At 71.7% G+C, this 25,623-nt stretch carries 22 protein-coding genes; 10 read left to right on the top strand and 12 right to left on the bottom strand.

Going from position 1 to position 25,623, the window contains the following annotated elements; translation table 11 throughout:
- Nucleotides 1-48 precede the first annotated feature (48 nt).
- Nucleotides 49-858 carry a class I SAM-dependent methyltransferase gene (locus ACWCQ6_RS13755; protein ID WP_451088710.1) on the top strand — a complete coding sequence of 270 codons (810 nt, stop codon included), beginning with the start codon at nt 49-51 and terminating at the stop codon, nt 856-858.
- 111 nt (nt 859-969) lie between these two features.
- Nucleotides 970-1,329 (top strand): VOC family protein, encoded by a 360-nt coding sequence (locus ACWCQ6_RS13750; RefSeq protein ID WP_451088708.1) that lies wholly within the window; start codon nt 970-972, stop codon nt 1,327-1,329.
- 28 nt (nt 1,330-1,357) lie between these two features.
- Here ACWCQ6_RS13750 and ACWCQ6_RS13745 read toward each other — a convergent pair whose 3' ends face one another.
- Nucleotides 1,358-3,328 carry a DUF5107 domain-containing protein gene (locus ACWCQ6_RS13745; protein WP_451088706.1) on the bottom strand — a complete coding sequence of 657 codons (1,971 nt, stop codon included), beginning with the start codon at nt 3,326-3,328 and terminating at the stop codon, nt 1,358-1,360.
- Between the two features lie 213 nt (nt 3,329-3,541).
- Between ACWCQ6_RS13745 and ACWCQ6_RS13740 the strand changes: the two genes are divergently transcribed.
- Together ACWCQ6_RS13740 and ACWCQ6_RS13735 are read left to right on the top strand one after the other, a co-directional pair.
- Nucleotides 3,542-3,895 (top strand): DUF6204 family protein, encoded by a 354-nt coding sequence (locus ACWCQ6_RS13740; RefSeq protein ID WP_451088704.1) that lies wholly within the window; start codon nt 3,542-3,544, stop codon nt 3,893-3,895.
- Between the two features lie 167 nt (nt 3,896-4,062).
- Nucleotides 4,063-5,271 carry a hypothetical protein gene (locus ACWCQ6_RS13735; protein ID WP_451088794.1) on the top strand — a complete coding sequence of 403 codons (1,209 nt, stop codon included), beginning with the start codon at nt 4,063-4,065 and terminating at the stop codon, nt 5,269-5,271.
- Here ACWCQ6_RS13735 and ACWCQ6_RS13730 read toward each other — a convergent pair.
- Both ACWCQ6_RS13730 and ACWCQ6_RS13725 read right to left on the bottom strand, forming a co-directional pair.
- Nucleotides 5,219-5,998, bottom strand: coding sequence for a GNAT family N-acetyltransferase (locus tag ACWCQ6_RS13730; protein WP_451088702.1), 780 nt, complete (start codon nt 5,996-5,998; stop codon nt 5,219-5,221). The two genes, ACWCQ6_RS13735 and ACWCQ6_RS13730, sit on opposite strands and share 53 nt — an antisense overlap.
- Before the next feature lie 26 nt (nt 5,999-6,024).
- Nucleotides 6,025-6,882 (bottom strand): class I SAM-dependent methyltransferase, encoded by an 858-nt coding sequence (locus ACWCQ6_RS13725; protein ID WP_451088700.1) that lies wholly within the window; start codon nt 6,880-6,882, stop codon nt 6,025-6,027.
- Nucleotides 6,883-7,052: 170 nt separating this feature from the next.
- Between ACWCQ6_RS13725 and ACWCQ6_RS13720 the strand changes: the two genes are divergently transcribed.
- Nucleotides 7,053-8,540, top strand: coding sequence for a N,N-dimethylformamidase beta subunit family domain-containing protein (locus ACWCQ6_RS13720; protein ID WP_451088698.1), 1,488 nt, complete (start codon nt 7,053-7,055; stop codon nt 8,538-8,540).
- Here the strand turns inward: ACWCQ6_RS13720 and ACWCQ6_RS13715 are convergent.
- Together ACWCQ6_RS13715 and ACWCQ6_RS13710 are read right to left on the bottom strand one after the other, a co-directional pair.
- Nucleotides 8,470-9,216, bottom strand: coding sequence for an HAD family hydrolase (locus ACWCQ6_RS13715; RefSeq protein ID WP_451088696.1), 747 nt, complete (start codon nt 9,214-9,216; stop codon nt 8,470-8,472). The two genes, ACWCQ6_RS13720 and ACWCQ6_RS13715, sit on opposite strands and share 71 nt — an antisense overlap.
- Before the next feature lie 14 nt (nt 9,217-9,230).
- Nucleotides 9,231-10,409 carry a serine/threonine protein kinase gene (locus ACWCQ6_RS13710; RefSeq protein ID WP_451088694.1) on the bottom strand — a complete coding sequence of 393 codons (1,179 nt, stop codon included), beginning with the start codon at nt 10,407-10,409 and terminating at the stop codon, nt 9,231-9,233.
- 316 nt (nt 10,410-10,725) lie between these two features.
- On the opposite strand from ACWCQ6_RS13710, the gene ACWCQ6_RS13705 reads away from it, so the two are divergent.
- The 4 genes from ACWCQ6_RS13705 (at nt 10,726) to ACWCQ6_RS13690 (ending at nt 14,943) form a co-directional block, all read left to right on the top strand.
- Nucleotides 10,726-12,018, top strand: coding sequence for an extracellular solute-binding protein (locus ACWCQ6_RS13705; protein ID WP_451088692.1), 1,293 nt, complete (start codon nt 10,726-10,728; stop codon nt 12,016-12,018).
- Nucleotides 12,008-12,922, top strand: coding sequence for a carbohydrate ABC transporter permease (locus tag ACWCQ6_RS13700; protein WP_451088690.1), 915 nt, complete (start codon nt 12,008-12,010; stop codon nt 12,920-12,922). The genes ACWCQ6_RS13705 and ACWCQ6_RS13700 overlap by 11 nt, the downstream gene beginning before the upstream one ends.
- Entirely contained in the window at nt 12,919-13,776 is an 858-nt protein-coding gene (locus tag ACWCQ6_RS13695; RefSeq protein ID WP_451088688.1) for a carbohydrate ABC transporter permease, read from the top strand. The genes ACWCQ6_RS13700 and ACWCQ6_RS13695 overlap by 4 nt, the downstream gene beginning before the upstream one ends.
- Before the next feature lie 66 nt (nt 13,777-13,842).
- Nucleotides 13,843-14,943: a radical SAM protein gene (locus ACWCQ6_RS13690; protein ID WP_451088686.1), complete on the top strand. Its 1,101-nt coding sequence runs from the start codon at nt 13,843-13,845 to the stop codon at nt 14,941-14,943.
- On the opposite strand, the gene ACWCQ6_RS13685 is transcribed toward ACWCQ6_RS13690, so the two are convergent.
- The 3 genes from ACWCQ6_RS13685 to ACWCQ6_RS13675 all read right to left on the bottom strand — a co-directional run bounded on the left by ACWCQ6_RS13685 (nt 14,925) and on the right by ACWCQ6_RS13675 (nt 17,609).
- Entirely contained in the window at nt 14,925-15,902 is a 978-nt protein-coding gene (locus tag ACWCQ6_RS13685) for a GHMP family kinase ATP-binding protein (protein WP_451088684.1), read from the bottom strand. The two genes, ACWCQ6_RS13690 and ACWCQ6_RS13685, sit on opposite strands and share 19 nt — an antisense overlap.
- 5 nt (nt 15,903-15,907) lie before the next feature.
- Nucleotides 15,908-16,402: an NUDIX domain-containing protein gene (locus ACWCQ6_RS13680; RefSeq protein WP_451088682.1), complete on the bottom strand. Its 495-nt coding sequence runs from the start codon at nt 16,400-16,402 to the stop codon at nt 15,908-15,910.
- A gap of 121 nt (nt 16,403-16,523) precedes the next feature.
- On the bottom strand, nt 16,524-17,609 hold the full coding sequence (locus tag ACWCQ6_RS13675; protein WP_451088680.1) for an NAD-dependent epimerase/dehydratase family protein: 1,086 nt from the start codon (nt 17,607-17,609) through the stop codon (nt 16,524-16,526).
- 244 nt (nt 17,610-17,853) lie between these two features.
- Here ACWCQ6_RS13675 and ACWCQ6_RS13670 point away from each other — a divergent pair, with 244 nt between their 5' ends.
- The gene (locus ACWCQ6_RS13670; protein WP_451088678.1) at nt 17,854-19,467 is read left to right on the top strand and encodes a hypothetical protein; all 1,614 of its coding nucleotides are present in this window, start codon (nt 17,854-17,856) and stop codon (nt 19,465-19,467) included.
- Nucleotides 19,468-19,485: 18 nt separating this feature from the next.
- Here the strand turns inward: ACWCQ6_RS13670 and asnB are convergent, their stop codons facing one another.
- The 4 genes from asnB to ACWCQ6_RS13650 form a co-directional block, all read right to left on the bottom strand.
- Entirely contained in the window at nt 19,486-21,333 is a 1,848-nt protein-coding gene (gene asnB / locus ACWCQ6_RS13665) for an asparagine synthase (glutamine-hydrolyzing) (protein WP_451088676.1), read from the bottom strand.
- A 368-nt stretch (nt 21,334-21,701) separates the two neighbouring features.
- On the bottom strand, nt 21,702-22,265 hold the full coding sequence (locus ACWCQ6_RS13660; RefSeq protein ID WP_451088674.1) for a GNAT family N-acetyltransferase: 564 nt from the start codon (nt 22,263-22,265) through the stop codon (nt 21,702-21,704).
- Nucleotides 22,266-22,683: 418 nt separating this feature from the next.
- A complete protein-coding gene (locus tag ACWCQ6_RS13655; RefSeq protein ID WP_451088672.1) occupies nt 22,684-23,628 on the bottom strand; it encodes a S66 peptidase family protein in 945 nt (314 codons plus the stop codon).
- The gene (locus ACWCQ6_RS13650) at nt 23,625-25,604 is read right to left on the bottom strand and encodes a prolyl oligopeptidase family serine peptidase (RefSeq protein WP_451088670.1); all 1,980 of its coding nucleotides are present in this window, start codon (nt 25,602-25,604) and stop codon (nt 23,625-23,627) included. Before ACWCQ6_RS13650 ends, ACWCQ6_RS13655 begins: the two co-directional genes overlap by 4 nt.
- Between the last annotated feature and the right edge of the window lie 19 nt (nt 25,605-25,623).

The raw sequence follows: 25,623 nt of genomic DNA, 5'->3' as shown, positions 1-25,623 counted from the left end.
CGGTCACGCTCCGAGAGTTCCGAGGGTTCCGAGAAAGGACGTACGGCCATGCCGAAGGAGACCGCCGTCTACACCCACGGCCACCACGAGTCGGTGCTGCGCTCGCACCGCTGGCGCACCGCCGCCAACTCCGCGGCCTATCTGATCGACGAGCTCCGCCCCGGGCTGACCGTGCTGGACGTCGGCTGCGGACCGGGCACCATCACCGCGGATCTGGCCGCGCTGGTCGCTCCCGGCCGGGTGACCGCCGTCGACACCACCGAGGAGATCCTGTCCCAGGCTGCCGGGGTCGCGGCCGAACGCGGGCTGGACAACGTCGAGTTCGCCGTCGCCGATGTGCACGCGCTGGACTTTCCCGACGACTCCTTCGACGTCGTCCACGCCCATCAGGTGCTCCAGCACGTGGGCGACCCGGTGCAGGCACTGCGCGAGATGCGGCGCGTCTGCCGCCCCGGCGGCGTCGTCGCGGCCCGCGACAGCGACTACGCGGCGATGGCCTGGTACCCGGAGCTTCCCGGCCTGGACGACTGGCTCGACCTGTACCGCCGGGTCGCCCGCGCCAACGGCGGCGAGCCCGACGCGGGCCGCCGGCTGCTCTCCTGGGCCCGCCGGGCCGGCTTCACCGACATCACTCCGACCGCCGCCAACTGGTGTTTCGCCACTCCGGAGAGCAGGTCCTGGTGGAGCGGCCTGTGGGCGGACCGCACAGTCGGTTCGGTGTACGCGAAGATCGCTGTCGAGGGCGGCCGCGCGAGCGCCGAGAAACTGGCGGAGATCGCCACCGCATGGCGCGAGTGGGGCACACGGGACGACGCCTGGTTCATGGTGCCGCACGGTGAGGTGCTCTGCCGGGCCTGACCGACCGGTGGTTGGGGCCCGCGACGCCCCCAACCACCGGTCGGTCTCGGCGCGCCGCCCCTCCCCACGAATCGATCACACGCCGACACGCCGCCAACTACCCTTGCAGGCATGGACATTCTGGGAACCACGCTCCGCATCTGCGTCGACGACCTGGAGGCCGCGGTGGCCTTCTACGAGGACCTCACGGGCAGTTCGGCGCTCCGCTTCGAGCGCGGCGGGGTCTCGGTCGCCGCGATCAGCTGCTTCCTGCTGATGAGCGGCCCGGAGTCGGAGCTGGAGATCCTGCGCAAGGTGACGGCGACGATCGCGGTCAAGGACGTCGACGATGCGCACGCCGCCCTCACCCGCGTCGGTGCCCGGATCCTGGCGGGTCCGGTACCGACGCCGGTCGGCCGCAATCTGATCGCCGTGCACCCGGACGGCTCGGTCTTCGAGTACGTCGACCGGAGCCTGCCGTCCGGGCGGTGAGGACCTGACAGACATCGGCGCCTGGTCGTCAACTTCTCGGGCGCATCCGGTAGTTGTATTTGTCGGGCAACGGCTCGTCCGTGAGCCGTGCCCACACCTCGTCCAGGATCTCCGCGCCCTCGCGCAGATCCGCGACCTCGAAGCCCTCGTCGAATACGGCACGGGCGGCGGCCAGGTGGCCCTCGGCGATCAGCAGCCGGGCCTCCAGCAGGCGGAAGCGGCCGCGCTGCCGGACCGCCGCAGGCAGCGCGGCCCATACGGCCCGGACCGCCGCGGGGCACCCGGCCGTCAGCAGCGCCTCCATCGCCTCCCGGCCCAGCGCCGCCGTGGCCGCCGTCCAGGCCTCACCGTCGTCGCGGCGCTCCGCGCACAGGTCCTCGAAGGCCTCGGTGTAGAGGTCGGCAGCCCGGTCCCACTGGCGGCCCTCCTCGGCGGCGACGGCGAGGCACCGCAGCAGCGGCCAGCGGGACGGGGCGCGCACCAGTCCGCGCTCCCAGCTGCGGACCGCCTGGGCGCGGTCGCCGGCATGCCACTGGGCGACGCCCAGGTGGTACTCGGTGAGGGGTTCGGCGGAAGCCGTCTCCAGCATGTCGCGCCAGTGCGGGGAGACCAGTGAGGGGCCGGGCGGGGCGGCCCGGCGCGGTTCGGGGATGGTGCCCTGGTCCAGCAACTCCAGCCAGGGTCGCTGCTGTTCACCGAGGGTGGAGGCGGCGAACGGTGTGCCGGGAAGCTCGTACGTGCCCCGCCGGACCTCCAGCGCGCCCCAGCCCGATCCGGTGGCGAGCGGCTCACCGGGTTCGGTGTCGGCGCACGGACGCCACGCGGCGTAGGCGGCCTCGGCCTCGGAGCGCGGCAGCGCCTCGGCGAGCCGCTGTTCGGTCTCGGCGCGGGCCGCCGCCCAGTCCTCGCCGTGCACGGTGAGCGGGTCCGCGGACAGCGGCCCGTACGACTCCAGCCAGCTGAACTCGGCACCCGGTTCGAGGGGGACGTGCTCCAGCTGGGTGCGGGCGAGTCCGGCCTGGATCTCGGCGTACCCGACGGTGCCGGGCTCGGTGAGCCACTCCTGCCAGCGCCGCCCGCCCGCGCCGCTGCCCCAGAGGAACAGCTTGCGGCCGCGCAGCAGATCGGTCGAGGTCTGGACGAGCCCGTGGCCCTCCTCGTCGAGCGAGGCTATCCAGCGGCGGGCGCCGTCGGGCACCTCGTAGAAGTAGTCGGCGGGGTAGTCGCCGCGCAGCGGGTACGTACGGTCGACGGAGCCGGACACGGGGACCGGGACCCGGGTCAGGGTCCGTTCGTACCCGAAGTGCCATGCCTCGTCGGCGGGGGCCAGGACGCGGGTGCGTTCGCCCTCGGGCACGGCGATATTGGACCACCAGTACACCGGCGCGGTGTGGTCGTGCGGATTGCGGATCCGTACGCCGACGTGCAGGAAGTCGGACTCCTCGGGCAGCCACAGGTCCACCTGGAACGGCAGGTCCCGCAGCCGCTCCCACTCCCAGAGGCGGACCATCTCGCCCCCGTCGGGCGCGGTGACGCGGGCCGCGTGGAGCGGGGCGCAGGACAGTGTGGTGTGGCCGGTGGCGCCGATGTTCCACTCGATGCCGCCGGAGAACCAGGCCCCGTTGAGCGCGAAGTCGGCGGGCTGCAGAACGGGGTTGCGGTAGAGGAGTTCCCGGCCGGTGGGTTTGTGGTGGAGGGAGTGGACACGGCCGCCGAGCCCTGGCAGCACGGTGGCCCGAAGCCGGTCGTTCTCGATGACGATCGCGTCGAGTCCGGTGGGGGTGCGCTCACGCCCGTAGCCGTCGAGGACGCGCACCGGCAGCACGGTGGTCAGTGGTCGGTAGCCGATCTGGCGTGCCATGTCACGTGGCAGTGCGGCCCGGTCGCATTCGCCGAGCACATGCATCTCGTCGAGCGGCCGCAGCGCGGGCAGCGGATTCTCCGGGCCCAGCGGCGCGGCGGGCAGAGTCAGTACGGCACGTCGTACGGTCGTGGCCAAGGCAACCTCGCTCCCTCGCACGGGCCGCCGCAGGTCCGGGCGCCCCGATGACCATGGAACACTCTGGACAACGCCCAGGCCAGGGCCGTCGCCGTCAGACTTCGGCAAAGACCACGGGGCGCCCGAAAATCCGGATGCGCCCCGCCCGTACCGCCGTAGCCTTGGCCCAAAGGTTCATGAGCGGTGCACGAACGGAACGCGGAGCGGAACACGATGAGCACGCAGCACACCTACCGAGTGATCGTGCGCGGCACCTGGGACGGCCTGACGGACAGCGCCCGCGCCCGGCTGCTGGCCGAGGTGGACGAACACGGCCTGAGCGCGATGGAGTTCACCGAGGAGGGCTCGCTCGCGTACGACCGTGTGCTCAAGCACTTCAGCCTCCGGTACGTGGTCGTCTCCGACGCCGACGACGGCGAGGAGATGGCGGGTGCGATCGCCGAGGACCGCGCGGAGACCTATCTCGACGAGCGGGGATACGGTCATGGCGCGCTGCGGTCCACGGTGACGGACATGGACACGATGAAGATCAACTACAAGGGCCGGCGCGGCTCGGGGGCGGCGTAGCACCGGCGTACCCGGTGACGGCGAGCGGCGGGGCAGCGCCCGTTCCCACCGGCACAGCCGCCACCGCCGCTGATCCGGCCAAACTCCCGGTACACCGAGGTCCGTCGGTCCGCGCTCTGCGACCATGACCGACGACCACCCCTGCCGAGGAGCGCAGTGTGACCAACATGACCCAGCCCCACGTGAGTTCGGCCGTGATGACCCACCCCGTGCGCCTCGCCCAGGCCCAGGCCCTCGCCGACCGGCTGCGGCTGGACGGCCTCGCCATGGACCCTGCCCCGGCGGGCCCGCCCTCCGCCCTGCGCACCGCGCTGGTCGCCTGGTCGGCCGTGCGCCCGGAGGCCAGTCACCACCTGGTCGTCCAGGACGATGTCGACGCCCCCGCCGAGCTCCTGGAGATCGTCACCGCGGCCGCCACCCGGTTCCCCGACGAGGCGCTGGTCTTCTACACCAACTGGCACGCACGCAACGGGGCCGCCGCCCGGCTCGCCGCCCTCGCCGGTGCCTCCTGGGTACGGGCCGTTCCCGACGAGTTCACGCCGTCCCTCGCCGTCTGCCTGCCTGCCGGGAGCGCCGCCGCCTTCCGCGCGTACGCCCGTGACAGCGCCGAACGCCACGACGACGAACTGCTCTCCGTCTTCTTCCGGGAGCACGGCCGGATGAGCCTGCTCGCCGTACCGAACATCGTCGAGCACGTCGGCACGACCAGCATCAACGACCACGCCGCCCAGGGCATCCGGCTCGCCGTCTGCCCCACCTCCGCCGCCGACGCCGCACCCCTGCTGGCCCGGGGCCGGGTCCTGGAGGAGCCGGGCTGGATCCCGTACATGCGGTACGGCGAGGGCTGCATCCGGCTCGTCGGACAGGAACACGGCGCCGACGGCGGGCGCGGCCACCACCGCTGGCGCGAGGCGCTCCCCGCGACCGGCCTCACAAAGGACACGGTCAGTGCGGCGCGGGACGCGCATCTGCCCAAGGACCTCGCGGCGGAGGTGGCCCGGACTTTCGGCAGCGCGTTCGCGCAGGAGCTGTGGACCCACTGCCTGCTGCTCGGACGGCAGGCCGCCCATGCCTCCCGCCGCCTCGGCCCGCTGCCGGACGGGATGCCCTCCGACGCGCTCGACCGGCTGCGGCACTCCGCCGTGGCCACCGCCGGACCGGCCGGACTCCCGCCCGAGCGCCGCCCCGAGGCGGGCCCGGACGAGGTCCGTACGATGGCCGCGTTCGCGTGGACGGCGGTCCGCGCGGGGGAAGGACTCGCCCAGGGCCTGTCCGGCGGGTCAGGACCGGACGCCCCTGACCCCGCCCTCCGGGCGGACGACGCTACCTTCGAAACACGCCCTGACCGGCTCGCCGGCCCCCGGCCCGGTGCGTGATCCACACCCCTGGCTCCCAGTACGAGGCCAGGTCCCGTGCCCGGTCGACGCGGAGCGGCGCGAGGCCGCCGGGAAAGACGTACTCCCCGTCCTCCGGGAGGGCCAGGCCCGTCCAGCTCTCCCACTCGGCGACCGTCCCGGTGATCCGCGAGGAGCGCTCGGACGCCGCCGCGACGGTGCCGCCCGCGCCCACCTGGGTCCGGATCCACGGGTCGAACGGGGTTCCGTCGTCCCGGGTCCACGCCGCGTACCGCTCGATCGGCACCAGCGGGTACCGCTCCTTCCAGGTGGGACGCACCGGCACCAGGACCGTCGCGAGCCCGGCGCGCCGCGCCGTTTCCGCCATCGCGTCGAGCAGCACCTTGGACAGCCCCCGGCCCTGATGGTCCTCGGCGACCTCGATGCCCAGCGCGCACAGCGCGTCCGGGGTGCGCCCGGCGTCGCGGTCCGCGAAGGCCCGCGCGATCGAGTCGTCCAGTCCCGGGCCGAGGTCCGCCGCGGTGCCGTCCCAGGTGCGGGGCAGCGAGCGGCCGGCGCCTGCGATCACGTCGTGCTCGTCGTCGTACAGGACGAACTGGAACTCCGGGAAGTCGTCGAACAGCCGGTTCCAGTAGTCGCCGTTGATGTCTCCGTGCAGGTTGTACTCGGGCACCACGCCGGCGAACCGCTCGGGAATGCGGTCCCACAGCTCGGGCCGTTCCGAATGACGTACCAGTGCCAGGGCCATGGAGGCTCCTTTCTGCGGGACAGCCCTCAGGCGGGGACCTCGACGTCCCAGACGACGACGATCGGGAGCCCCTCCCACGCGGCACGGGCGGCGTCCGCGATGAACTCCTCGTAGCCGCCGGGCGCGAGACGCCCGTTGAACAGTGGTTCGTGGCAGCCTCGCACCCGCAGCCCCGCCCGGCCGAACGCCTCCAGGTAGTGGCTCGGCAGATGGACGTGGTTGCGGACGAAGGCGAGTTCCTCGGAGCCGTGCACGAAGAGGCACTGTCCCTGGAGCGCGATCACGAACGGGTGGATGTCCGAGACGACGATCCGGCCGCCCGGCCGGACCACCCGGGCCAGCTCCTTCATACCGGGGGTGAGATCCGGAAGGTGCGTCATGGCCAGTGAGCAGACGGCGAGATCGACGGAGTCGTCGTCGAGCGGCAGCCGTTCCAGGTGTCCCACACGGAACTCGGCGTCCGGGGCGTGTTCGCGGGCCTTGGCGATCATGTGCGGCGACTGGTCGACGCCGATGACGCGGTGACCGAAGGCGGTCAGCGCCCGGGTCTGGCGGCCGGTGCCGCAGGCGGCGTCGAGCGCGATTCCCGGTGCGATCCCGTCCACAAGGGTGCGGACGACCGGTTCCTCCACCTCGATGTACGAGCTGGGCAGCGAGTCGTACACCGCCGACCAGGACGCGTACCCCGCCGCCGCGTCGAGCTCGCTGACCAGGGCCCCGCCGTCCGGAAGCTTCTCCTCGCCGAGGGCGAAGCGACGGATCTCCGCCACCCGTTCCTGGAGGAATGCCTCGTCACCGTCCACGGCGTGGCGCAGCAGCGCGAGCCCCTCGATGCCCAGCACCAGTTCCCGTACACGGAATTCACCGCGAAATGCATCGCTCATACGATCCCCTCACCGATCGACGGACAGCCCTTAGGCCGTTTCGGATTCACCTCTACCCAGAGAACGGGACAGGGAGTCCCAGCCCTGCCCTCGTGTCCGAAAAGAAGGGATCGAATGGCCGGTTGTCAGCACCGTTGTCGCGCCTGCGACGGCTGCCTAATATGAGCGGCATGATTGAGGGATATCTAGGACGTGAAAGCGTTTTCGTCGGCGGGGAAGTGACGTTCCATCTCTCCACCGACGCCCCGCGGTTCCGTCTTCGTTTCTACCGACTCGGCCGGGAGCTCATACCCGTCGGGGAATCCGAGGAATATCCGGGTGCGCAGCACACCCCGCCCGGTCATCCCGACGGATTACCCGGACTCGCTTCCCCCGCCGACGACTGGAACTGGCCGCCACTCACCCTTCCCGTACCGGATGATTGGCAGCCGGGAATCCATCTGGTCGAATTCGTCGAATGCGGTCCGGACCGCCCCGGGAACCCTCCCCTCCTCGGCGCGGAGCAACTCGAAGGGCATGCCCGGGAGTTCTTCGTCGTACGCGCCCGCGTCCCCGGCAGCCGTTCCCGCATCCTCTACAAGAAGTCCACCTTCACCCGGCACGCCTACAACCGCTCGGACCGGCCCGGTCTGGAACGCGCCGTCAGCCTCTACGACCACCCCGTCCACCGGGCCGCCGACGGCGGTGAACCCGGAGGTCACAAAGTCAGCCTCCACCGCCCCGGGGGCGTTGTCGACCTCGCCTACTGGGATGCGCCCTTCATCGCCTGGCTGGAACGCCACGGCTACCGAGTCGAGTACTGCACCGATCTCGATCTGCACGAGGACCCCGAGCTGCTGTCCTCGTACGACCTCCTGCTCAGCGTCGGGCACGACGAATACTGGAGCGCGGCGATGCGCACCCATGCGGAGCGATTCGTCCGCGACGGCGGGAACATCGCTTTTCTCAGCGCCAACACCTGCTGGTGGCGGGTGCATCCGACGGACCGGAACACTGCTTTCGTCTCGGACACCGATCACCACGTCGGCGATGAATATCCTCATCTGCCCGCCACCGACCAGTGGTGGGCACCCGTTCCCGACGGGGTCGGAAATCCGGAGAACGCGCTCACCGGAGTGAGCTTTCGAAACGGTGGAATGTGGCCCGCCACCGAATGGCCCGGTGACCGCCCCCGCGTCGGATACACGGTGCAGCACGCCGATCACTGGATCTACGAAGGCACAGGATTGCGCGACGGTTCCGACGGGGGAACAGCGGACCGGCTGGGAGCCGGCACACCCCTCATCGGATACGAATGCGACGGAGCCGCATTCTCGTACGACGCGCACGGAATCGCCCGCACCACCGGGGAGGACGGGACTCCGGACTCCTTCCTCATTCTTGGAATTCACGTCCTCGAACCGGTGCACGAGGATTTCCATCATTTCAAATGGGGTCACTGGAACGGCCCCGTGCGCGAACCGTCCATCAGCAGCCCGCGTGCCGCCACCATGGGCCTCTACACGGCCGGCGGCACCGTCTTCACCGCGGGCACCACGGACTGGCCCGTGGTCTGCGGACACGAGCAGGACCCGGCCGTCGTCCGCGTCACCCGCAACCTCCTCGACCGCCTCCGCCACCGGAGTCCACTGCCGGGACGAGCTCCCGCAGGCCGGTGATCCGCGCCGTCCCCTCCGGCAGGGGCGGCGCGACACCGTCCACCGCCCGGTCGGGCCGCCACAGGTGCACCGCCCGCATCCCCGCCGCCAGCGGACCGAGCACATCGGGCACCCACATGTCCCCGACGAACAGCACCCGGTCCGCCGGCAGCGCACAACGCTCCAGCAGCGTGCGGTAGATCAGTGGATGCGGTTTGCGGGCCCCCGCACGCGCGGAGCCCACCACCACGTCCACGGCGCCGGCGATCCCCACCGCCGCGACGCACTCCTCCAGGTTCCAGAACCAGTTGGAGCACACCCCGATCAGCAGGCCTCGCGCCCGCAGCGCAGCGAGCACCCCGGGCACGTCCGGGTAGAGGTCGAGCCGGACCGCCTTCATCGCCCGGTCGAGCTCGGCGACCAGACCGCCGAGCTCGGCCTCCGGCACACCGCAGGCCCGCGCCCGGCGCCGCAGCCGGTCGCGTTCCCACGTCACGTACGCCGTCTCGTCGACCGAGTGCGCGGCGTGCTCCTCGCCCTCGCCGGGGCCCACCGACCACTGGTCGCCCCAGAGTTCGCCCTGTGCCGCCAGGCCCCGGCGGGCGAAGACGGCGCGGTGGTCCGGCGGCAGCGGCTCCACCATCCGTACGAGCGTCCCGTAGAAGTCGAGGACGACGGCGCCGATCCCGTCCGTCACCACCGCGGATCCGCCTAGAACCGGCCGTACCGGTGCGGGAAGTAGTCCTCCATCGTGCCGTCCCGCTCGATGTCGACGGTCGCGCAGTGCAGCCCGCCGCCGAACGGCCCGACCGCCCGGAACGGCACCGGCACGATCTCGAATCCGTACGAGGACAGCTGCTCGGCGAGCCGCACCTCCTTCTCCTCCACGCACAGCGTGTTCTCGTCCAGGTTCAGCATGTTCCCGGCGAGCCAGGGACTGCAGAAGGACAGCTTCGGCGGATGATCCCAGCTGGCCGGCTGCACGGCCTCCACGATCTCCCAGTCGTTGAGCTTGAAGAACTCCATCAGCTCGGCGTCCGCGAGCCGCTCCCCGCAGTGCAGCACGAGACCGGGCCGCAGCGGCACCCAGGTCGCGTCGATGTGCAGCGGATGCGTGTTGGTAGAGGTCACCGCGTGCACCCGGTGGTCGGGGAAGTGGCGGCGCAGCCACTCGTAGCCGCTCCTGTTGGTGACGAACGACAGCTGCACGAAGAGGTCCTTGCCGAACCGTGCCACGTCCGCGGCGTCGAAGAGCGGTTCCGCCTCGGTGAGCACGAGGTCGTAGTCGCGGACCCGGGCCAGCTGCTCCTCGGTCGGCAGGTCGTTGTACGTGTCCCAGAATCCGGCCTTGTAGGAGGCGTCCGTGAGCCGTGGCTTGGGCGCGGCCTCCCAGCGCATCCGGTCGTCGGCGTCGAACAGGCTCTGGAGCACCGGGCGGTAGCAGAGGTACTCGAACCAGCGGCTGCGGTACGACATGGTCGCTTCGAGGACCTCGTTGCCGACCGTGAGCAGCAGGTCCCGGGGCGGCATGCAGCCGAACATCGAGTCGTGCGTCCACTCCGGCGTGGAAACCGCCTGGGCGAAGTCGACCGGGGTGGGCCGGTCCACGCGGATGCCGCGCCGCCGCAGCATGTCCGCGAAGTCGTCGAGCTGCTGCTCGGCCTCGGCCACCATGTCCGCCGGCATGGGGCCGTACGTCCCCAGCGGGAAGCCGTCGTCGGGGTAGTCGCGGCGCACCGCGTGTTCGGGGGCCTGCACCACGGTGCCGTCCGCACGGCCGACGATCACATGCCGCAGGGGGGCCCAGCCGTTCCATGCGTTGACCCGCACGGGGCGCGCGGAGCCGGCGGGGGCGGAGGTGTCGGACGCGGTGGTCGTCTGCTCGGTCACGTACAAGCCCTTCGATCGGGGTCGTGGAGTGCCGCAGGGGCTCAAACTGCGGGCACCGCACCGTCACCGTCAAGAGCCACCCCGGTTACTCACCGAGGCATTCGCGTCAGCATGGCCGGAGTGCGGCCCCCGTCCCGCCGGGCAGCCGATGGCATCGGCGCAGCGCAGCTGGGGGAGGCTGGGCCCGTTGTGGGAAGCGCACCGTTGTCTTCCGGCCGAAACTCCGTGTCGCGGCGGGGAGCCTCGGTCCGCGGGGTAGTGAGAAGACCGTCGCCGAAGTCCCGTACGTCTCGATGAATCCCGCACGGAGGAATCCATGACACTGCGTCTGCCCCGCCGGTCCGGGATCCTGGGAGCTCTGTTGCTGCTCATGGTGGTGGGGTGCGGTTCGGGAGACGGGGGTGCGCCGGGCGGGGGCGCGGGCGGCGCTCTGAAGGTGTGGCTGACCGTGGACGCCCGCGAGAGCTGGCCGGAGATGGTCGCCTCCGCCAACAAGCGGTTCGCGAAGCAGCACCCGGGCGTGAAGGTCGATGTCCAGTACCAGCAGTGGACGACGAAGAACCAGAAGCTGGACGCCGTCCTCGCGGGCCAGAACGTGCCCGACGTGGTCGAGATGGGCAACAGCGAGACCACCAACTACATCGTCAACGACGCCTTCACGCCGCTGGACCCGAAGGCCTTCGAGCGGTCCGGGCAGTGGCTGCCCGCGCTCGCCGACGCCTGTCGCCACGACAACCGGACGTACTGCGTGCCGTACTACGCGGGAGCGCGCGTCGGCGTCTACCGCACCGACTACTTCAAGGGCGCCGGGATCGCCCGCGCGCCGCGCACCTACGCCGAGCTGATCTCCGGCCTGGACCGGCTCAAGGCGAAGTACGGTGCCGAGGACCGCGGCTTCTCGGCCTTCTACATGCCCGGCCGCTACTGGTACGCCGCCATGGGCTTCGTCAAGGACGCGGGCGGTGAGATGGCGGTGGAGAAGGAAGGCCGCTGGCAGGGCGCCCTCTCCTCGCCGAAGTCCGTCGCGGGGCTCACCGCCTGGAAGAAGATCCTGGACGACTACTACGTCGGCGACCGGGCGAAGGACAACGGCGACCAGCCGGCCGTCGTCGGGCAGGGCAAGGTCGGCGTCTTCTACGGCAACACCTGGGAGGCTCAGGCCGCCGCCGACGCCCGCTCCGGGGGCGACCCGCGTCTCAAGGACAAGTTCGCCACCTTCGCCTTCCCCGGCCCCTCCGGGCAGTTGCTTCCGCCGTTCCTCGGCGGCTCCACCCTGGCCGTGCCCGCCAAGTCGCAGAATCAGGAGCTGGCCGCCGACTGGATCCGCCTGTTCACCGACGGCGAGTCGCAACGGAAGCTGATCGCCGCCAACACCCTGCCGAACAACACGGTGCAACTGGCCGATGTCGCCGCCGACGGCATCAACGGTCCGGCCGCCCAGGCCGCCGCGCGCGGCTGGGTCACCCCGCTCGCCCCCGGCTGGACCTCGGTGGAGAAGTCGAACGTCCTGCCCGAGATGCTGGAGCGCATCGCCACCGGAAAGGCGTCCGTGCGGGACGCGGCACGCGAGGCGGACCGCAGGATCGACGCGGTGATCAATGAGCGCTGATCCCGCCGGGCGAAGGCCCCGCCCCCATCTGCCCTACCTGCTGATCGCCCCGTCCTTCCTCGCCCTCCTGGTGGTCCTCGGCTACCCGCTGGTCGACATGGTGACCCTGGCCTTCCAGGACATGACCCGCAAGGAACTGTTCAGCGGCGCGACGCCGCCCTGGGCAGGTCTCGGACAGTTCCGGACGATCCTCGGTGACGGGTTCTTCTGGACGGTGGTGGCCCGCACGGCCCTGTTCACCGTCGTCTGCGTCGCCCTCACCATGGCGGCCGGCCTGCTCATCGCCCTGCTGATGCGGCGGACGTCGCCATGGGTGCGAGCGGTCCTCGCCGGTGTGCTCGTCGCGGTCTGGGCGATGCCGGTGATGGTCGCCGCGGCCGTCTTCCGCTGGCTCTTCGACGCGGACTACGGCCTCGTCAACTGGCTCCTGTCGACGCTGCCCGGCGTCGATCTCGCCCGGCACAACTGGTTCACCGATCCCTGGCAGGGCTTCGCCGTGATCACCGCGGTCGTCGTCTGGGGCGCGCTGCCGTTCGCCGCCGTCAGCCTGCACGCGGCGCTCACCCGGATCCCGCCGGAGCTGGAGGAGGCCGCCCTCATCGACGGCGCCCGCCCGTCCCAGGTGTTCCGGTACGTCACCTTCCCCTCGATCAAGCCCCTCTTCGTGATGGTCACCACCCTGATGGCGATCTGGGACTTCGGGGTCTTCAACCAGATCTGGCTGATGCGCGGCGGACAGCCGGAGCGCGAGTACTACCTGCTCGGCGTCTACTCCTTCATCGAGTCGTTCGCCGTCAACCGCTACAGCACCGGAGCCGCGATCGCGCTGGTCACCGTCGTCCTGCTGCTCGCCGGTGCCGTCGTGTACCTGCGGCAGATGCTGAGGCTGGGTGAGGCCGAATGAGCGCGGCACCGAAGAAGCACCGGGCAGGGGCCGTGCGGCGGCCCCGGCGCCGTTACGACCTGCTGGGCCTGCTCGTGGCCGCCGTGCTCGGGTTCCCCGTCTACTGGATGGTCCTCACCGCATTCCGGCCCGCGACCGAGATCCTCAGCCTGCCGCCCGAGTTCTGGCCGAGCAGCCCCACTCTCGGCAACTTCGCCCGCGCGATGCGTACGGAGACCTTCTGGCCCAACGTCCGCTCCAGCGCCGTCATCGGCCTCGGCACCGTACTCGTCTCCCTCCTGGTCGGGACTCTCGCCGCGTTCGCCCTCGCCCGCTTCCGCTTCGCCGGCCGCAAGGCGTTCGTCGTGGTGATCCTCACCGTCCAGATGATCCCGCTCGCCGCCCTGATCATCCCCGTCTACCTGCTGCTCAACGATGCCGGTCTCACCGACAGCCTCGGCGGGGTGATCCTCGTCTACCTCGTCTTCACGCTGCCGTTCACCGTGTGGATGCTGCACGGCTTCATCGCCGCGATCCCGGCGGAGCTGGAAGAGGCGGCAATGGTCGACGGCTGCGGCCGGTTCGGTGCCTTCGTCCGCGTCGTCCTGCCGCTGCTCGCCCCCGGACTCGTCGCCACCTCCGTCTTCGCGATGGTGCAGGCGTGGAACGAGTACGTCCTCGTCTACGTCCTGCTGTCCACCCCGCAGAAGCAGACCCTCAGCATCTGGCTGGTCTCGTTCCAGACCAGCTTCGGCACCGACTACGGCGGGCTGATGGCGGGCGCCACGCTCACCGCCCTGCCGGTCGTCGTCTTCTTCCTGGCCGTCCAGCGCAAGATCGCCGCGGGGCTGGCCACCGGAGCGGTCAAGGGCTGAGCGACGCCCGGCCGGATCCGGTACGCCCCGCCGACGAACCCCGTACACCCCGCAGAGGAGAGCCCTGTGACGCACGACCGTCTCGACCTCGTCTCCAAGCTGTACCAGCCCACGGGCTGGCCCCGGATCCTCCAGGCCGCCTCCGGCGAGCCCTCCAGCGCCCCGCTCGTCGTGGACCTCGATCCGACGACGTTCTGCGACCTGGCCTGCCCCGAGTGCATCAGCGGAAAGCTGCTCAACCAAGGACGGTTCACCCCGGAACGGCTCGCCGCCCTCGCCGAGGAACTCGTGGCCATGTCCGTACGGGCAGTGGTCCTCATAGGCGGCGGGGAACCCCTCGCCCATCGCGGCACCCGCAAGGTCCTGACGATCCTCGGCGAAGCGGGCCTGGCCGTCGGGGTCGTCACCAACGGCACGATGATCCGGCAGAACCTCGCCGAGCTCGCCCGGTACGCCACCTGGGTCCGGGTCTCCGTCGACGCCGGCACCGCCGGGACGTACGGCCTGTTCCGCCCCGACCGCAAGGGTCGCAGCGTCTTCGACAAGGTGATCGAGAACATGCGGCTGCTCGCCGCCGAGAAGACCGGTGCGCTCGGCTACTCCTTCCTCGTGATGTCGCGTCAGGAACCCGGCGGGGGCACCGTCACCAACCACCACGAGGTGCTGCGCGCTGCCGAACTCGCGCACGACATCGGCTGCGACTACTTCGAGACCAAGGCCATGTTCGACGACGACCACCACATCGTGCAGGTCCCCGGCGAGATGCTGGAGTCCGTCGACCGCCAGCTCGCCGAGGCCGCCCGCCTGGAGAGCGAGCACTTCCAGCTCGTCAACTCCTCCACCCTCACCTCGCTGCGCGGCCACGTCGGCCCCGTCCAGCCCAAGGAGTACGACCGCTGCCGGGTCGCCGAACTCCGCACGCTCATCACCCCCTCCGGGGTGTACGTGTGCGCCTACCACCGGGGCAACCCGCTCGCGAGGATCGGCGACGCCGTCACCGACGACCTCGCCACCATCTGGCAGGACGCGGACCGCCGGGGGATCGTCGACCCGAGCCGGGACTGCCGGTTCCACTGCGCGCGCCACCGCTCCAACCTGGAGCTGGAGCGCATCGCCCGCGGAACCGGCGAACTCCCGCTCGTGCAGGACTACGACCCCTTTCTCTGACCTCCCGCCACCGGCACCGGCTCCCGCCGGGCACCCGGGGCCGCCGTGGTGGGCACGACCCGGGCGCCCGGATGGCGGGCGCGCAGTGCCCGCGCGAGGCGGTCCGCCGTCGCGGCCACCTCGTCCGCCGGGCAGATGCCGACCAGCGCACCGCCCCCGCCGGCCCCGCTGAGCTTCAGCGGCAGGCCGGCGGAGCGCAGTGCGACCGTCCGCAGCTCCTCCAGGAGCGGCGTCGACATCCGCTGATGGTCCCGCATGGCCTCGTGGGCTTCGGCCATCGCGGCCCCGAGCGCCGCCAGGTCCCGGCAGCGCAGGGCCTCCCACACCCGGCCCGAGGCGTCGTCGGCCGCGGACCGGTAGGCGGCCAGCGCGGGGTCGCCCGCCGCGAGCTGCGCCCGCACGTCCCGGATGTGGTGCCCGGTGTCCTTGCGGGTGCCGGAGTCCACGACGACCACCCGCCACTGCTCGGGGAAGTCCAGCCGGTCCCGTACGGCGGGGAGCCCGCGCTCGCGTCCGTCGAGGAGGAGCGCACCGCCCTCGACGACCGCCAGATGGTCCATGCCGCCACCGTTGAAGACGGCGAACTCGAACTCGTACGCCCACTGCGTGATCGTGGCGTCGCAGACGCGCCGCCCGTGCCGGGAGGCGTCGGCGAACACCCGGAACAGCGCCACGATCCGCGCCGTGGACGACGACAGGCCGCTGGCCGCGGGCGCCTCGCTGCGCACCGTGACGGCGGGCGGGCGCGGGCCGAGTCCGGGCAGCCGCGCGCGCAGGAACGCCCATACCTCCCGCTGCCAGCTGTCCTCGGCCCCTTCTCGGGACGCGGGGCCGGCACCGGCCTCCACGGTCGTCATCAGGCCGAGCGCGAGGCTCACCGACCGGCCGCCGCCGAGCCAGTCCAGGTCCTCGCCGGACAGGCAGGCCCGGCAGGGCACTGCCGCACGTATCGGATCCATGGCGTTCACCGGGCTTGAAACCTGCCTTCCGCGCGGAACCTCTCGTACATGGACAGCACCACCTCCGTGGGCGGGTGCAGTGGTCGGGGCGGGGTGTCGAGCGGCCGGAACAGGGCCCGCCGCACCTCGTCGGCGCCGGGCGACAGCTCCCCCGCCCAGCCCCGGGCGACGAAGCAGAGCGCGAAGCAGTGCGTCACGTCCCCGTTCGGATACGTCAGGGTGTGCACGTGGGGGTCGGAGAGCGTCCCGAACGCCACCAGATCCTCCCGTTCCACCCGCAGGCCTGTCTCCTCGGCGACCTCGCGAACAGCGGCGTCGGTGAAGTCGCCGCCCTCCTCGCAGGAGCCGGCCGGGAGCTCCCAGACCCCGGTGTCCGCACGTTGCTGGAACAGCCCGCGGCCCTCGGCGTCGATCAGCAGCACCTGTGCGCCGGGCACCAGCAGCGTCCTGGAGCCGACCTGCCGGCGCAACGACCAGATGTAGGAGCCGGTGTAACTCATCGTGTGCGTGTCGCCTTCGTCGCAGTCCATGCGCCCCGCGGGCCCGTCAGTGCGCAATGGCTGTCCGTCGTGCGGGCGGACATCGTCCATGTGCCCCGCGGGCCCGTCAGTGCGCAGCGTGTCATGCCCCTTCCGGTTCGCCGGACTCCTCGGCCAGCCAGCGCGGCATGGCGTCCGGCGTCTCCAGCAGCCATCGCACGTACCGGTCCACGCCCTCCCGGACCTCGATGCGGGCCTGCCAGCGCAGCAGCTCGCGGGAGCGCTCGACACAGGCGTAGCCGCCGAGCGGATCCCCCTCCGGACGCGGGGTGACGATCCGCCTCGAGCCGGGGAAGTACGGGGTGATCAGATCCGCCACCTCACGGACCGAAGTGGGCCGGCCCGTACCGACGTTGACGGTCTGCCCGGCCATCTGTTCCTCGGTCAGGGCGAGCGCGGTGGCCTCGGCGACGTCGTCGACGTGGATGAGGTCGCGGACCTGGTTGCCGCCGCCGTTGAGCCGCATGGGCCGCCCGAGGCGCGCCTGGAGCGAGAGCCAGGGCACCATCCAGGAGTGGCTGCCCGGTTTGGGGATCTGGGGCTCGCCGTACACGGAGAAGTAGCGCACCACCGCGTACTCGGTGCCGCTGGAGGCGTCCAGCATCAGGCGGGTCTGGTGCTCCGCCCAGAGCTTGCCGTTGGCGTACACGGAAACCGGGTTGAGCGGCATGTCCTCGTGGAAGACCTGCGGCCCCTCGGTGTCGGGGGCGCCGTTGCCGTACACGGAAGCGGAGGAGACGAGCACGAGTCGCTGGACGGGGAACCGCGCGGCCTGCTCCAGGACGACCTGGGTTCCCTCGACGTTGGCGCGGAAGGCGATGTCCGGGCGCCGGGTGCAGGCCGCGACGTCCGCGTAGGCGGCCGCGTGGACCACGAAGTCGGCCTCCCGCAGCAGCGACCCGACGGTGTCGGCGTCGCGGATGTCGCCGACGACCAGCCGGGCGCCGCTGCGCGCCACGCCGAACGTCTCGTGACCGGACTCGGGATAGGCGTCCATGCGGTCCAGGACGGTGACGGCGCATCCGGCGTTCTGCAGCAGCGCGACCAGTCTGCTGCCGACTAGTCCGCCGCCGCCGGTCACGACGACCCGGGCATCGCGGAGCTTGCCGAGCCGGGAGCGGACGGTCTCCTCGGCGGCGGCAGTGGTCGGGTGGGACAACGCAGGCATGAAAGCCTCTTTCCGGCGTCGGGGGATGCACGCGGTTCACGGACCCTGGCGTGCCGGGCCCAGCATCCATGGGCCCGTCGTCCGCCTGCCAGAGGGCCATTTCGGCACTCTTGCGGGCCGTCGACACCGCCCGTACTGTCCGAATCCGGCTGGCGGACGGGCCCCGGACGGATGCCCGGTGCGGTCCGGGCCGATCCGGGCAGAGGGAGGACTTATGGCACGCGGGCGGCTCAGTGCGGTGGTCATGACCCATCCCAGACGCCGGGCGGCGGCCGAGAAACTGGCCCTGAGCGTGCCTTCGGGCCCTCTGCGGGTCGTCATGGACCCCGACCCCACCGGTACTCCGTCGGTGCTGCGCACCGCTCTGGCCGCGTGGTCGGCGATCGAGGACGGGGCCACACATCAATTGGTGGTCCAGGACGACATGGTGTTGTCCGAATCCTTCCTCGACCGGGTCCGGCTCGCGATCGAGGAGCTGCCCGATGCGGCGCTGGCCCTGTTCGCCCTGTGGGACTCCCGCAACGGGGCGGCTGTCCGGCTGGGGGCGATGGCCGGCGCCCGCTGGGTGGGCGCCGTGAACGAGTACTTCCCGTGCGTGGCGATCGTGCTGCCGCGCCGGATCGCCGAAGGGTTCGTCGCCTATGGCAGACAACGGCTCGGCGGCTGGCCCGACGACATTCTGATGCACCGCTATCTGAGCGCCCGTGGGGTTCCGCGCTATGTCGCCGTGCCCAATCTCGCCGAGCACGAGGACCGCGGTTCGATCTCCGGGAACGCCTTCCGCGGCCCGCGCCGCTCGGTCTGTTTCGTGCCGGAGGACCGGCCCGGGAAGGAGGGCGAGACCCTCACCGGCCTGTCGGTGCTGCCGTTCTTCAAGCACGGCGTCGCGCAGTGCGCGGTACGGGTCCAGGGCCCCGGCCCGCAGCGGTGGCTGCACCTGGACGCGGAGCAGTACCTGCGCGGTGCCGGACTGCCCGCCGCGCTGCTGCGCCCGCCCGGCGCCGCATCGGCCGAGGCGGATGTGCGAGGGACCTGGCTGACGGCTCTGGCCATGGGTTTCGAGGCCGCCCGCACCGGACTCGCCGTACCTTCCGCTCCATCGGAGGCGTACGCGGAGTCGGTGGCGACGATCGGCCCGGGCGGCATCAGCAACGCGAGTACGGAGGACCACATCGCACGCCGCCGCGAGCCCCTGGCCGAGGTGGCGCGGCGGGCGCTCCTGGCCGGTCGCGAAGCGGCCGTCGAGCGGCGTACCCGCCCGCGACGGCCGGGCGGCCTCGTCTGGCGCGGGGCGGCGACCCCGCTCGGCGAACACCTCGCACGCAGACTGGCCGACCGGCACGAGCGGTCCGCCGCCGTGATCGACCTGACGCGGCTCCAGGGCCCCGAACGGGAGGTGACGGTCCATCCGCAAGGCGCCCCGGCCCCGTACCGCCTGGGCGTGGGTGAGCTGTACGGCCCCGGCTGCTCACGTCACACGCCGATCGGCCGCATGGTGTGGGACGCGCTGCGCAGCCACCCGGTCGCGGCCGAGGGCGACCCGGACGCCGAGGTGTGGCCCGTGTACGTGAACGATCTCGCCGACGCGATCGAGGCGGTGCTGCGCGCCCGGCCGGAGAACCGCGGCATCGCGGTCGTCGCCGAGAAACCGTGCACGGCGGCCGGACTGGCGCAGGCCGTGCACGGCGCCGTACGGCCCGTTCCGGTGCGGGCGGTGCCGGACGCCGAGCCCGGATGGCGCACTCCGGCCGGCACCGCGCGGCCGCCCGGCTGGACACCCGCGACGGGCCTGGCGCGTGGGCTGCACTCCTTCGCGCAGTGGCTCGCCTACGAGGGAGTGCTGCTCGAATCGGACTGACGTCGGCCGGCGGTCCGCTCAGCCGAGGACGAGTTCGGGCTCGTACAGGTCCAGCCAGGTGGCGAGGTCCAGGGTGCGTTCCAGGCCCCGGCGGGACGCCCCGGTGATCCGGGGCGCGCCCTGGGTGGCGGCCGTGCGGAGGCGGTCGCGGTCGACGAGGTCGAAGACGCGGTGGTCCGGGCGGGCGAGCAGTTCGCGGGCGTGCTCCTGCAGGGCGACGGCGTACTGGGGGTCCTGGGTCGACGGATAGGGGCTCTTCGTCCTGTCGTACACCGAGCGGGGCAGCACGTCCGCGGTGGCCTCGCGCAGCAGGCTCTTCTCCCTGCCGTCGAAGGACTTGAGGGCCCAGGGCGCGTTGTAGACGTACTCGACGAGCCGGTGGTCGCAGAACGGCACCCGGACCTCCAGGCCGACCGCCATGCTCGCGCGGTCCTTGCGGTCGAGCAGGACGCGCACGAACCGGGTCAGGTGGAGGTGGCAGATCCTGCGCATGCGGTACTCGAAGTCACTCTCGCCGGAGAGCCGTTCGATGCCTGCGACCGCGGTCTCGTAGCCGCTGCGGACGTACGACTCCAGGTCGAGGGAGCGGCCGAGGTCGTCGCGGAGCACGTCCGAGTCCTCGCCGAAGTGCTCGGCGAGCCGCACCAGCCAGGGGAAGGTGTCGGCGTTGCGGGCCCGTTCGTCGAAGAACTGGAGGTAGCCGCCGAAGACCTCGTCGGCGGATTCGCCGGACAGTGCGACGGTCGAGTGCTCGCGGATGGCCCGGAAGAGCAGATAGAGCGAGGCGTCCATGTCGCCGAAGCCCATGGGCAGGTCCCGGGCCCGGATCATTCCGGCCCGCACCTCCGGGTCGGCAAGGGTGTCGGGGTCGAGCACGATGTCCCGGTGGAGGGTACCCGCCTGCTGGGCCACGTCGTGCACGAACGGGGTGTCGGGGGTGGTGCGCAGTTCGTCGGCGACGAAGTTCTCGGTGCGTCCCACGAAATCGACGGCGAAGGTGCGGACCTTCTCGCCGCTCTCGGCGAGCTGCCTGGCGGCGAGCGCGGTGACGGCCGAGGAGTCGAGTCCGCCGGAGAGCAGGACGCAGCGCGGTACGTCGGACACCAGCTGGCGGCGCACGATGTCGTCGAGCAGCGACCGTACGGTGGCGATCGAGGTGTCGCGGTCGTCGTTGTGCGGGCGGGTCTCCAGCCGCCAGTAGACGTGGCGGCGCAGGCCGCCGCGGTCCACGGTGACGACCGTGCCGGGCTCCACCTCGTACATGCCGTCCCACACGGCGTGGCCGGGGGTCTTGACCATGGTGAAGAGCTCCCGCAGCCCGTCGAGGGTCACCCGGGGCCGGGCCAGCGGATTGGCGAGGACGGCCTTGGGCTCCGAGCCGAAGAGCACTCCGTCGGCGGTCGGCCAGTAGTAGAAGGGCTTGACGCCCATCCGGTCGCGGATCATGACGAGCCGGTCGTGGCGGCCGTCCCAGATCGCGAAGGCGTACATGCCGTTGAGCCGGTCGGCGAGGGCCTCGCCCCACTCCAGATAGCCGCGCAGCACCACCTCGGTGTCCGATTCGGTGGCGAACCGGTGCCCGCGGGCGGTCAGTTCGTCACGGAGTTCGGTGAAGTTGTACGCCTCACCGGAGTAGACGAGCGCGACCGCCCCCTCCGGCGTGTCGACGGTCATCGGCTGGCGTCCGCCGGGCAGGTCGATGATCGCGAGCCGCCGGTGTCCGAGCGAGGCGTGAGCGGCGGTCCAGGTCCCCAGGTCGTCGGGGCCCCGGCAGGACATGGTCTGCGTCATCGCGTCGAGTTCCGCGACTTCCTCGGCCGCCCGCAGATCGCGGTCGAAGGAGACCCAGCCGGTGATGCCACACATGTGCGTCCTCCGATCCGGTCCCACCCGGGAGAGCCTCGTGCCCACAGTGCCGCCCGCACCCCTGGGCGGCGTGCCCGGGGCGAGGCCCGGCAGAACCACTTGTATTTAGCAGCTATATGACGAGCGTCTGCCTGGGATTGCGTGCGGTCAACACGGCCGTTACGGGGACCGGGGTGCGCCCCTGCCGCTTTCGGCCGCGACTTTCCTCTCCCTGTACGCGGTGCCGCGCTCCGGATCCTTTGTGGGAGCGGCCCGTGGGCCCGGCAAGGGTCCCGATTCGGCCATCGGCAAAGACTTGCTCAACCCCGGTCGGCCGGTGGAGTGCACCGGTCCGGGCACGGCGGGGCCCGGCCCGTGCCCGAAGTCTCCTAGACGTACTCGCCCATCATCTCGGTGGTGACGGCCCACCGCTCGTGGTCGCGCCAGGCTCCGTCGATGAAGAGGAAGTCCGGTGAGAAGCCTTCGAGACGGAAGCCGGCCCGGCGGACGAGAGCGAGCGAACCCTCGTTGCCGGGCTGGATGTTGGCTTCGAGCCGGTGCAGACCGAGCGGCCCGAAGGCGTACCGCATGACCAGGTCGAGACCTTCGCCCATCAGGCCGCGTCCTGCCGCGTGGGCGAAGGCCCCGTATCCGAGCGCACCGCAGCAAAAGGCACCGGCAACGATGTTGTTGATGTTGATGAACCCCGCGATCCCGCCGCCGGGTCCGCCCTCGTCACCGCGTTCGCAGACGAGGAAGCCCGCCCTCGTGGAGTCGTCGATCAGCCGGCCCGCGTAGGCGGCGTACGCACGGACGTCGTCGGGCGGGAAGAGCCAGGGGCGGTGCAGGTCCCGGCTCTCCCGTGCCCGGGTGGTGAATTCCTCGGCATCGGCCTGCGTGAAGGGGCGGATCGCCGTGCGCCGCCCCTCGGCCAGGTAGTCGCTTTCAGGCATCCGGCAACCCTAAGGGTCGCGCACACAGGTGGGGCGGCGTCGCGTGCCGATGGGCTGCGCCTGGCGGCGTTGTCGTCGGTCGACGACTGCTCCATAGCCCGAAAGGCATGGGAGGGGCACCTTCGCGTCGCCTCCCCCCTCCGCCTTGCCAGGCTTGTCCCTCGCCCCGCTCCATCCTCCGCCCCACCTGTGTGCGCGACCTCCAAGGGCTGTCCGCCGTTCTCTCGCGGGGCCGTGCCCCGGTGCGGGCGTTCATGACCCGGCCGGGGGCACGAGCACCAGGGGCACCGCGACCCCGCCGGTCGACTGATCGCCGCGCGAAAGCGCCGTACCAACCGATGACACGTGTCGTTGTGGCGTCAACGCTCAGGCCGGCATTTCCTGAACAGTGCTCATCTTCTCTGCGATTCACCGCCGTTCAGCTCAGTGCGGGCACCTCGACGGTGAGTGTGGCGGGGCCGCCGTCGGCCGGGGCGTCCAGTACGGCGGGCACGCCGAGCGGAATCGTGAGCGCCGTCGGTCCGTGCCCGAAGCCCAGCTCCTCGACGACGGGCACGCCCAGCGGTCCGAGCCGGTCGGCGAGCACCGCCCGCACCTTCTCGTACGGGCCGCAGTCCGCCCAGGAACCGCAGGCCACCCCGGCGATGCCGTCGAGCGCACGGGCCCTCAGCAACTGGGTGAGGATGCGGTCGATGCTGTACGGGTCCTCGGTGGTGTCCTCGATCACCAGCAGCCCGCCCCGGGCCGAGGTCCGCACGTGCGGGGTGCCGAGTTCGGCGGCGAGCAGGCTCACACAGCCGCCGTAGGTGATCCCGCGGGCCCGGCCGGGGACCAGCACCCGCGCGGTGGGCAGGCCGAGGGTCCGTACCGACTCGGGCTCGAACAGGGTGGCCCGCAGGGACTCCTGGGTGTCCGGGTCCTTGAGGAAGGTCTCGGTGCCGGCCATCGGTCCGTGCAGGGTGGCGAGCCCCACGCGCTGCGCGAACGCCTCGTGGAGCACGGTGATGTCGCTGTAGCCGATGAACACCTTGGGCCCCGCCGCGCGCATCGCCGCCCAGTCGACCAGGTCGACCATCCGGTGCGCGCCGTATCCGCCGCGGGCGCAGATCACCGCGTCCACGGCCGGATCGCACCAGGCCTCCTGAAGATCCCTGGCCCGCGCCTCGTCCGTGTCGGCGAGGTAGTCCAGCTCGGGGTGGACCTCACGCGCGTGCGGTGCCTCGACGGGCTCCAGGCCCCAGCCGCGCAGTACGTCCAGGCCCGCCTCCAGCCGGTCGGCGGGCGCCGGACCGCTCGGTGACACCACGGCGATCCTGGCTCCCGGACGCAACCGGGCCGGGCGGGTCAGCGGTACGAGGGTCACTTCTTCAGCTCCAGCCGCGGTACGTCGGTGCGGTCGATCCCGAAGGTCTGTGCGTACAGGGAGAATTCGGCCTCCAGTGCGCGGATCATGGTGTCGGCGCGCCGGAACCCGTGCCCCTCGCCCTCGAAGGTGAGATACGCGTGCGGGATGCCGCGTCCGTCGAGCGCGGCCAGGAACCGCTCGCACTGGACCGGCGGGCAGATCGGGTCGTCCAGTCCCTGGAGCAGGAGGAAGGGGGTGGTCAGCCGGTCGGTGCGGCCGGCCGGTGAGCGGTCGCGGTAGCGACCGGGGACTTCGGCGAGCGGGCCGACCAGGGACTCCAGGTACTGCGACTCGAAGTCATGGGTCTCGTCGGTGCCCCAGCCGGTCAGATCGAGGATGGGGTAGATGATCGTCCCGCAGGCGTAGACGTCGGTGCCGGTGAGCGAGGCCGCGGTGGTCCAGCCGCCGGCGCTGCCGCCCCGGACGGCCAGTCTCCGCCGGTCGGCCGTGCCCTCGTCGGCCAGCGCCGCGGCGACCGCCGCGCAGTCCTCGACGTCGACGACGCCCCACTGCTCGCGCAGCCGGTTGCGGTAGGCCCTGCCGTAGCCGGTGGAGCCGCCGTAGTTCACCTCGGCGACGCCGATGCCGCGTGAGGTGAAGTAGGCGATCTCCAGGTCGAGTACGAGCGCGGCGTGTCCGGTCGGGCCGCCGTGCGCCCAGACCACGTAGGGCGGCCGTTCGTCCTCGGGGCCGGACCGGTCGGGGCTGCGTGGCGGGTAGATGTGGGCGTGGATCTCGCGTCCGTCGGGCCCGGTGAAGGAGCGTTCCTCGGGCCGGGGGTAGTACGCGGGGTCGACGGCGTCCTGGTGCGGTGCGCCGATGACACGGGTGCGGCCGGTCGCGGTGTCCAGCTCCACCACCTCGTACGCGCTGTGCGGGCTCGCCGCGACACCGAGGACCCGGCTGCCGTGCACGGCGAGCGTCTCGGCCCATTCGGTCCAGGGCCCGGCGACATCGACCAGTTCGCCGGTCTGCGGGTCGAGGATGCCGAGTGTGGTGGTGCCCTTGCCGTGGATGGTGGCGATCAGCCCGTTCTCCAGTGGCCGGAACCAGCTGAGTCCGATCTTCCAGAGCGGGCCGGCGAACTCCTGCTCGCGGGGGCAGAGCGCGACCGCGCCCCGGTGCGGATCGGCCCGGTACAGGTTCCACCAGCCGCTGTGGTCACTCGCGAAGAGGAGTTGCCCGTCGCTCCCCCACTCGATCTGCGGCACCGACTCCTCGGGGCCGCCGGCGAAGGACCGGGTGCGGTGGAAGGTGCCGTCCCCGGCGACGTCCGCGAGCATCACCTCGGTGCCGTCCCACGGCATCCGGGGGTGGTCCCAGGCGATCCAGGCGGCCTGCCGTCCGTCGGGCGAGAGCTTCGGTCCGGTGACGAACCGGTGGCTGTCGTCGGTGAGTTCACGTACCGCCGAGCGGTCGTCGGCGGCCGAGCCGTCCAGGGGCACGGCGGCGATCACCCGGCGCAGTTCGGTGGGGCCCTCGCCGGTGAACTCCTCCAGGACGCACCACACTTCGCCCCGGTCGGGGTGGAGTTGCGGGTCGGCCCAGCGCAGCCCGCCGCCGACGGCCGAGACCGGGGTGAGCGGCCGGGGCTCGTCGGGCCCGTCCGGGGCGTAGGCGTAGAGCCGCTGGTCGGCGAAGTGGACGAAGACGATCAGCGGGCCGCCCTCGGCCCGCCCGGTCCCGGCCCAGGGCACTCCGCCGTACTCGATGACCCGGCTCCGTACGTTCCACGGCGCGGGCAGCACGCAGTCGGTACTCCCGTCCGCCCGGCGGCGGACCAGGGCGCGGCGGCCCGCCTCGGCGGGGCGCGGCTCCGTCCACCACACCTCGTCGCCGACGGTGCCGACATACTCCGGGCGGCCGTCGCGGGAGGCGGCGAGCGCGGCGTCGATCGGCGACGGCCAGGTTCCGTAAGCCCCGGTGGGCAGCATGATCGATTCCCCCTGTTGC

It is taken from the genome of Streptomyces sp. NPDC001880, from assembly GCF_053594575.1.
This window is presented reverse-complemented; position numbering and strand designations above follow the sequence as displayed.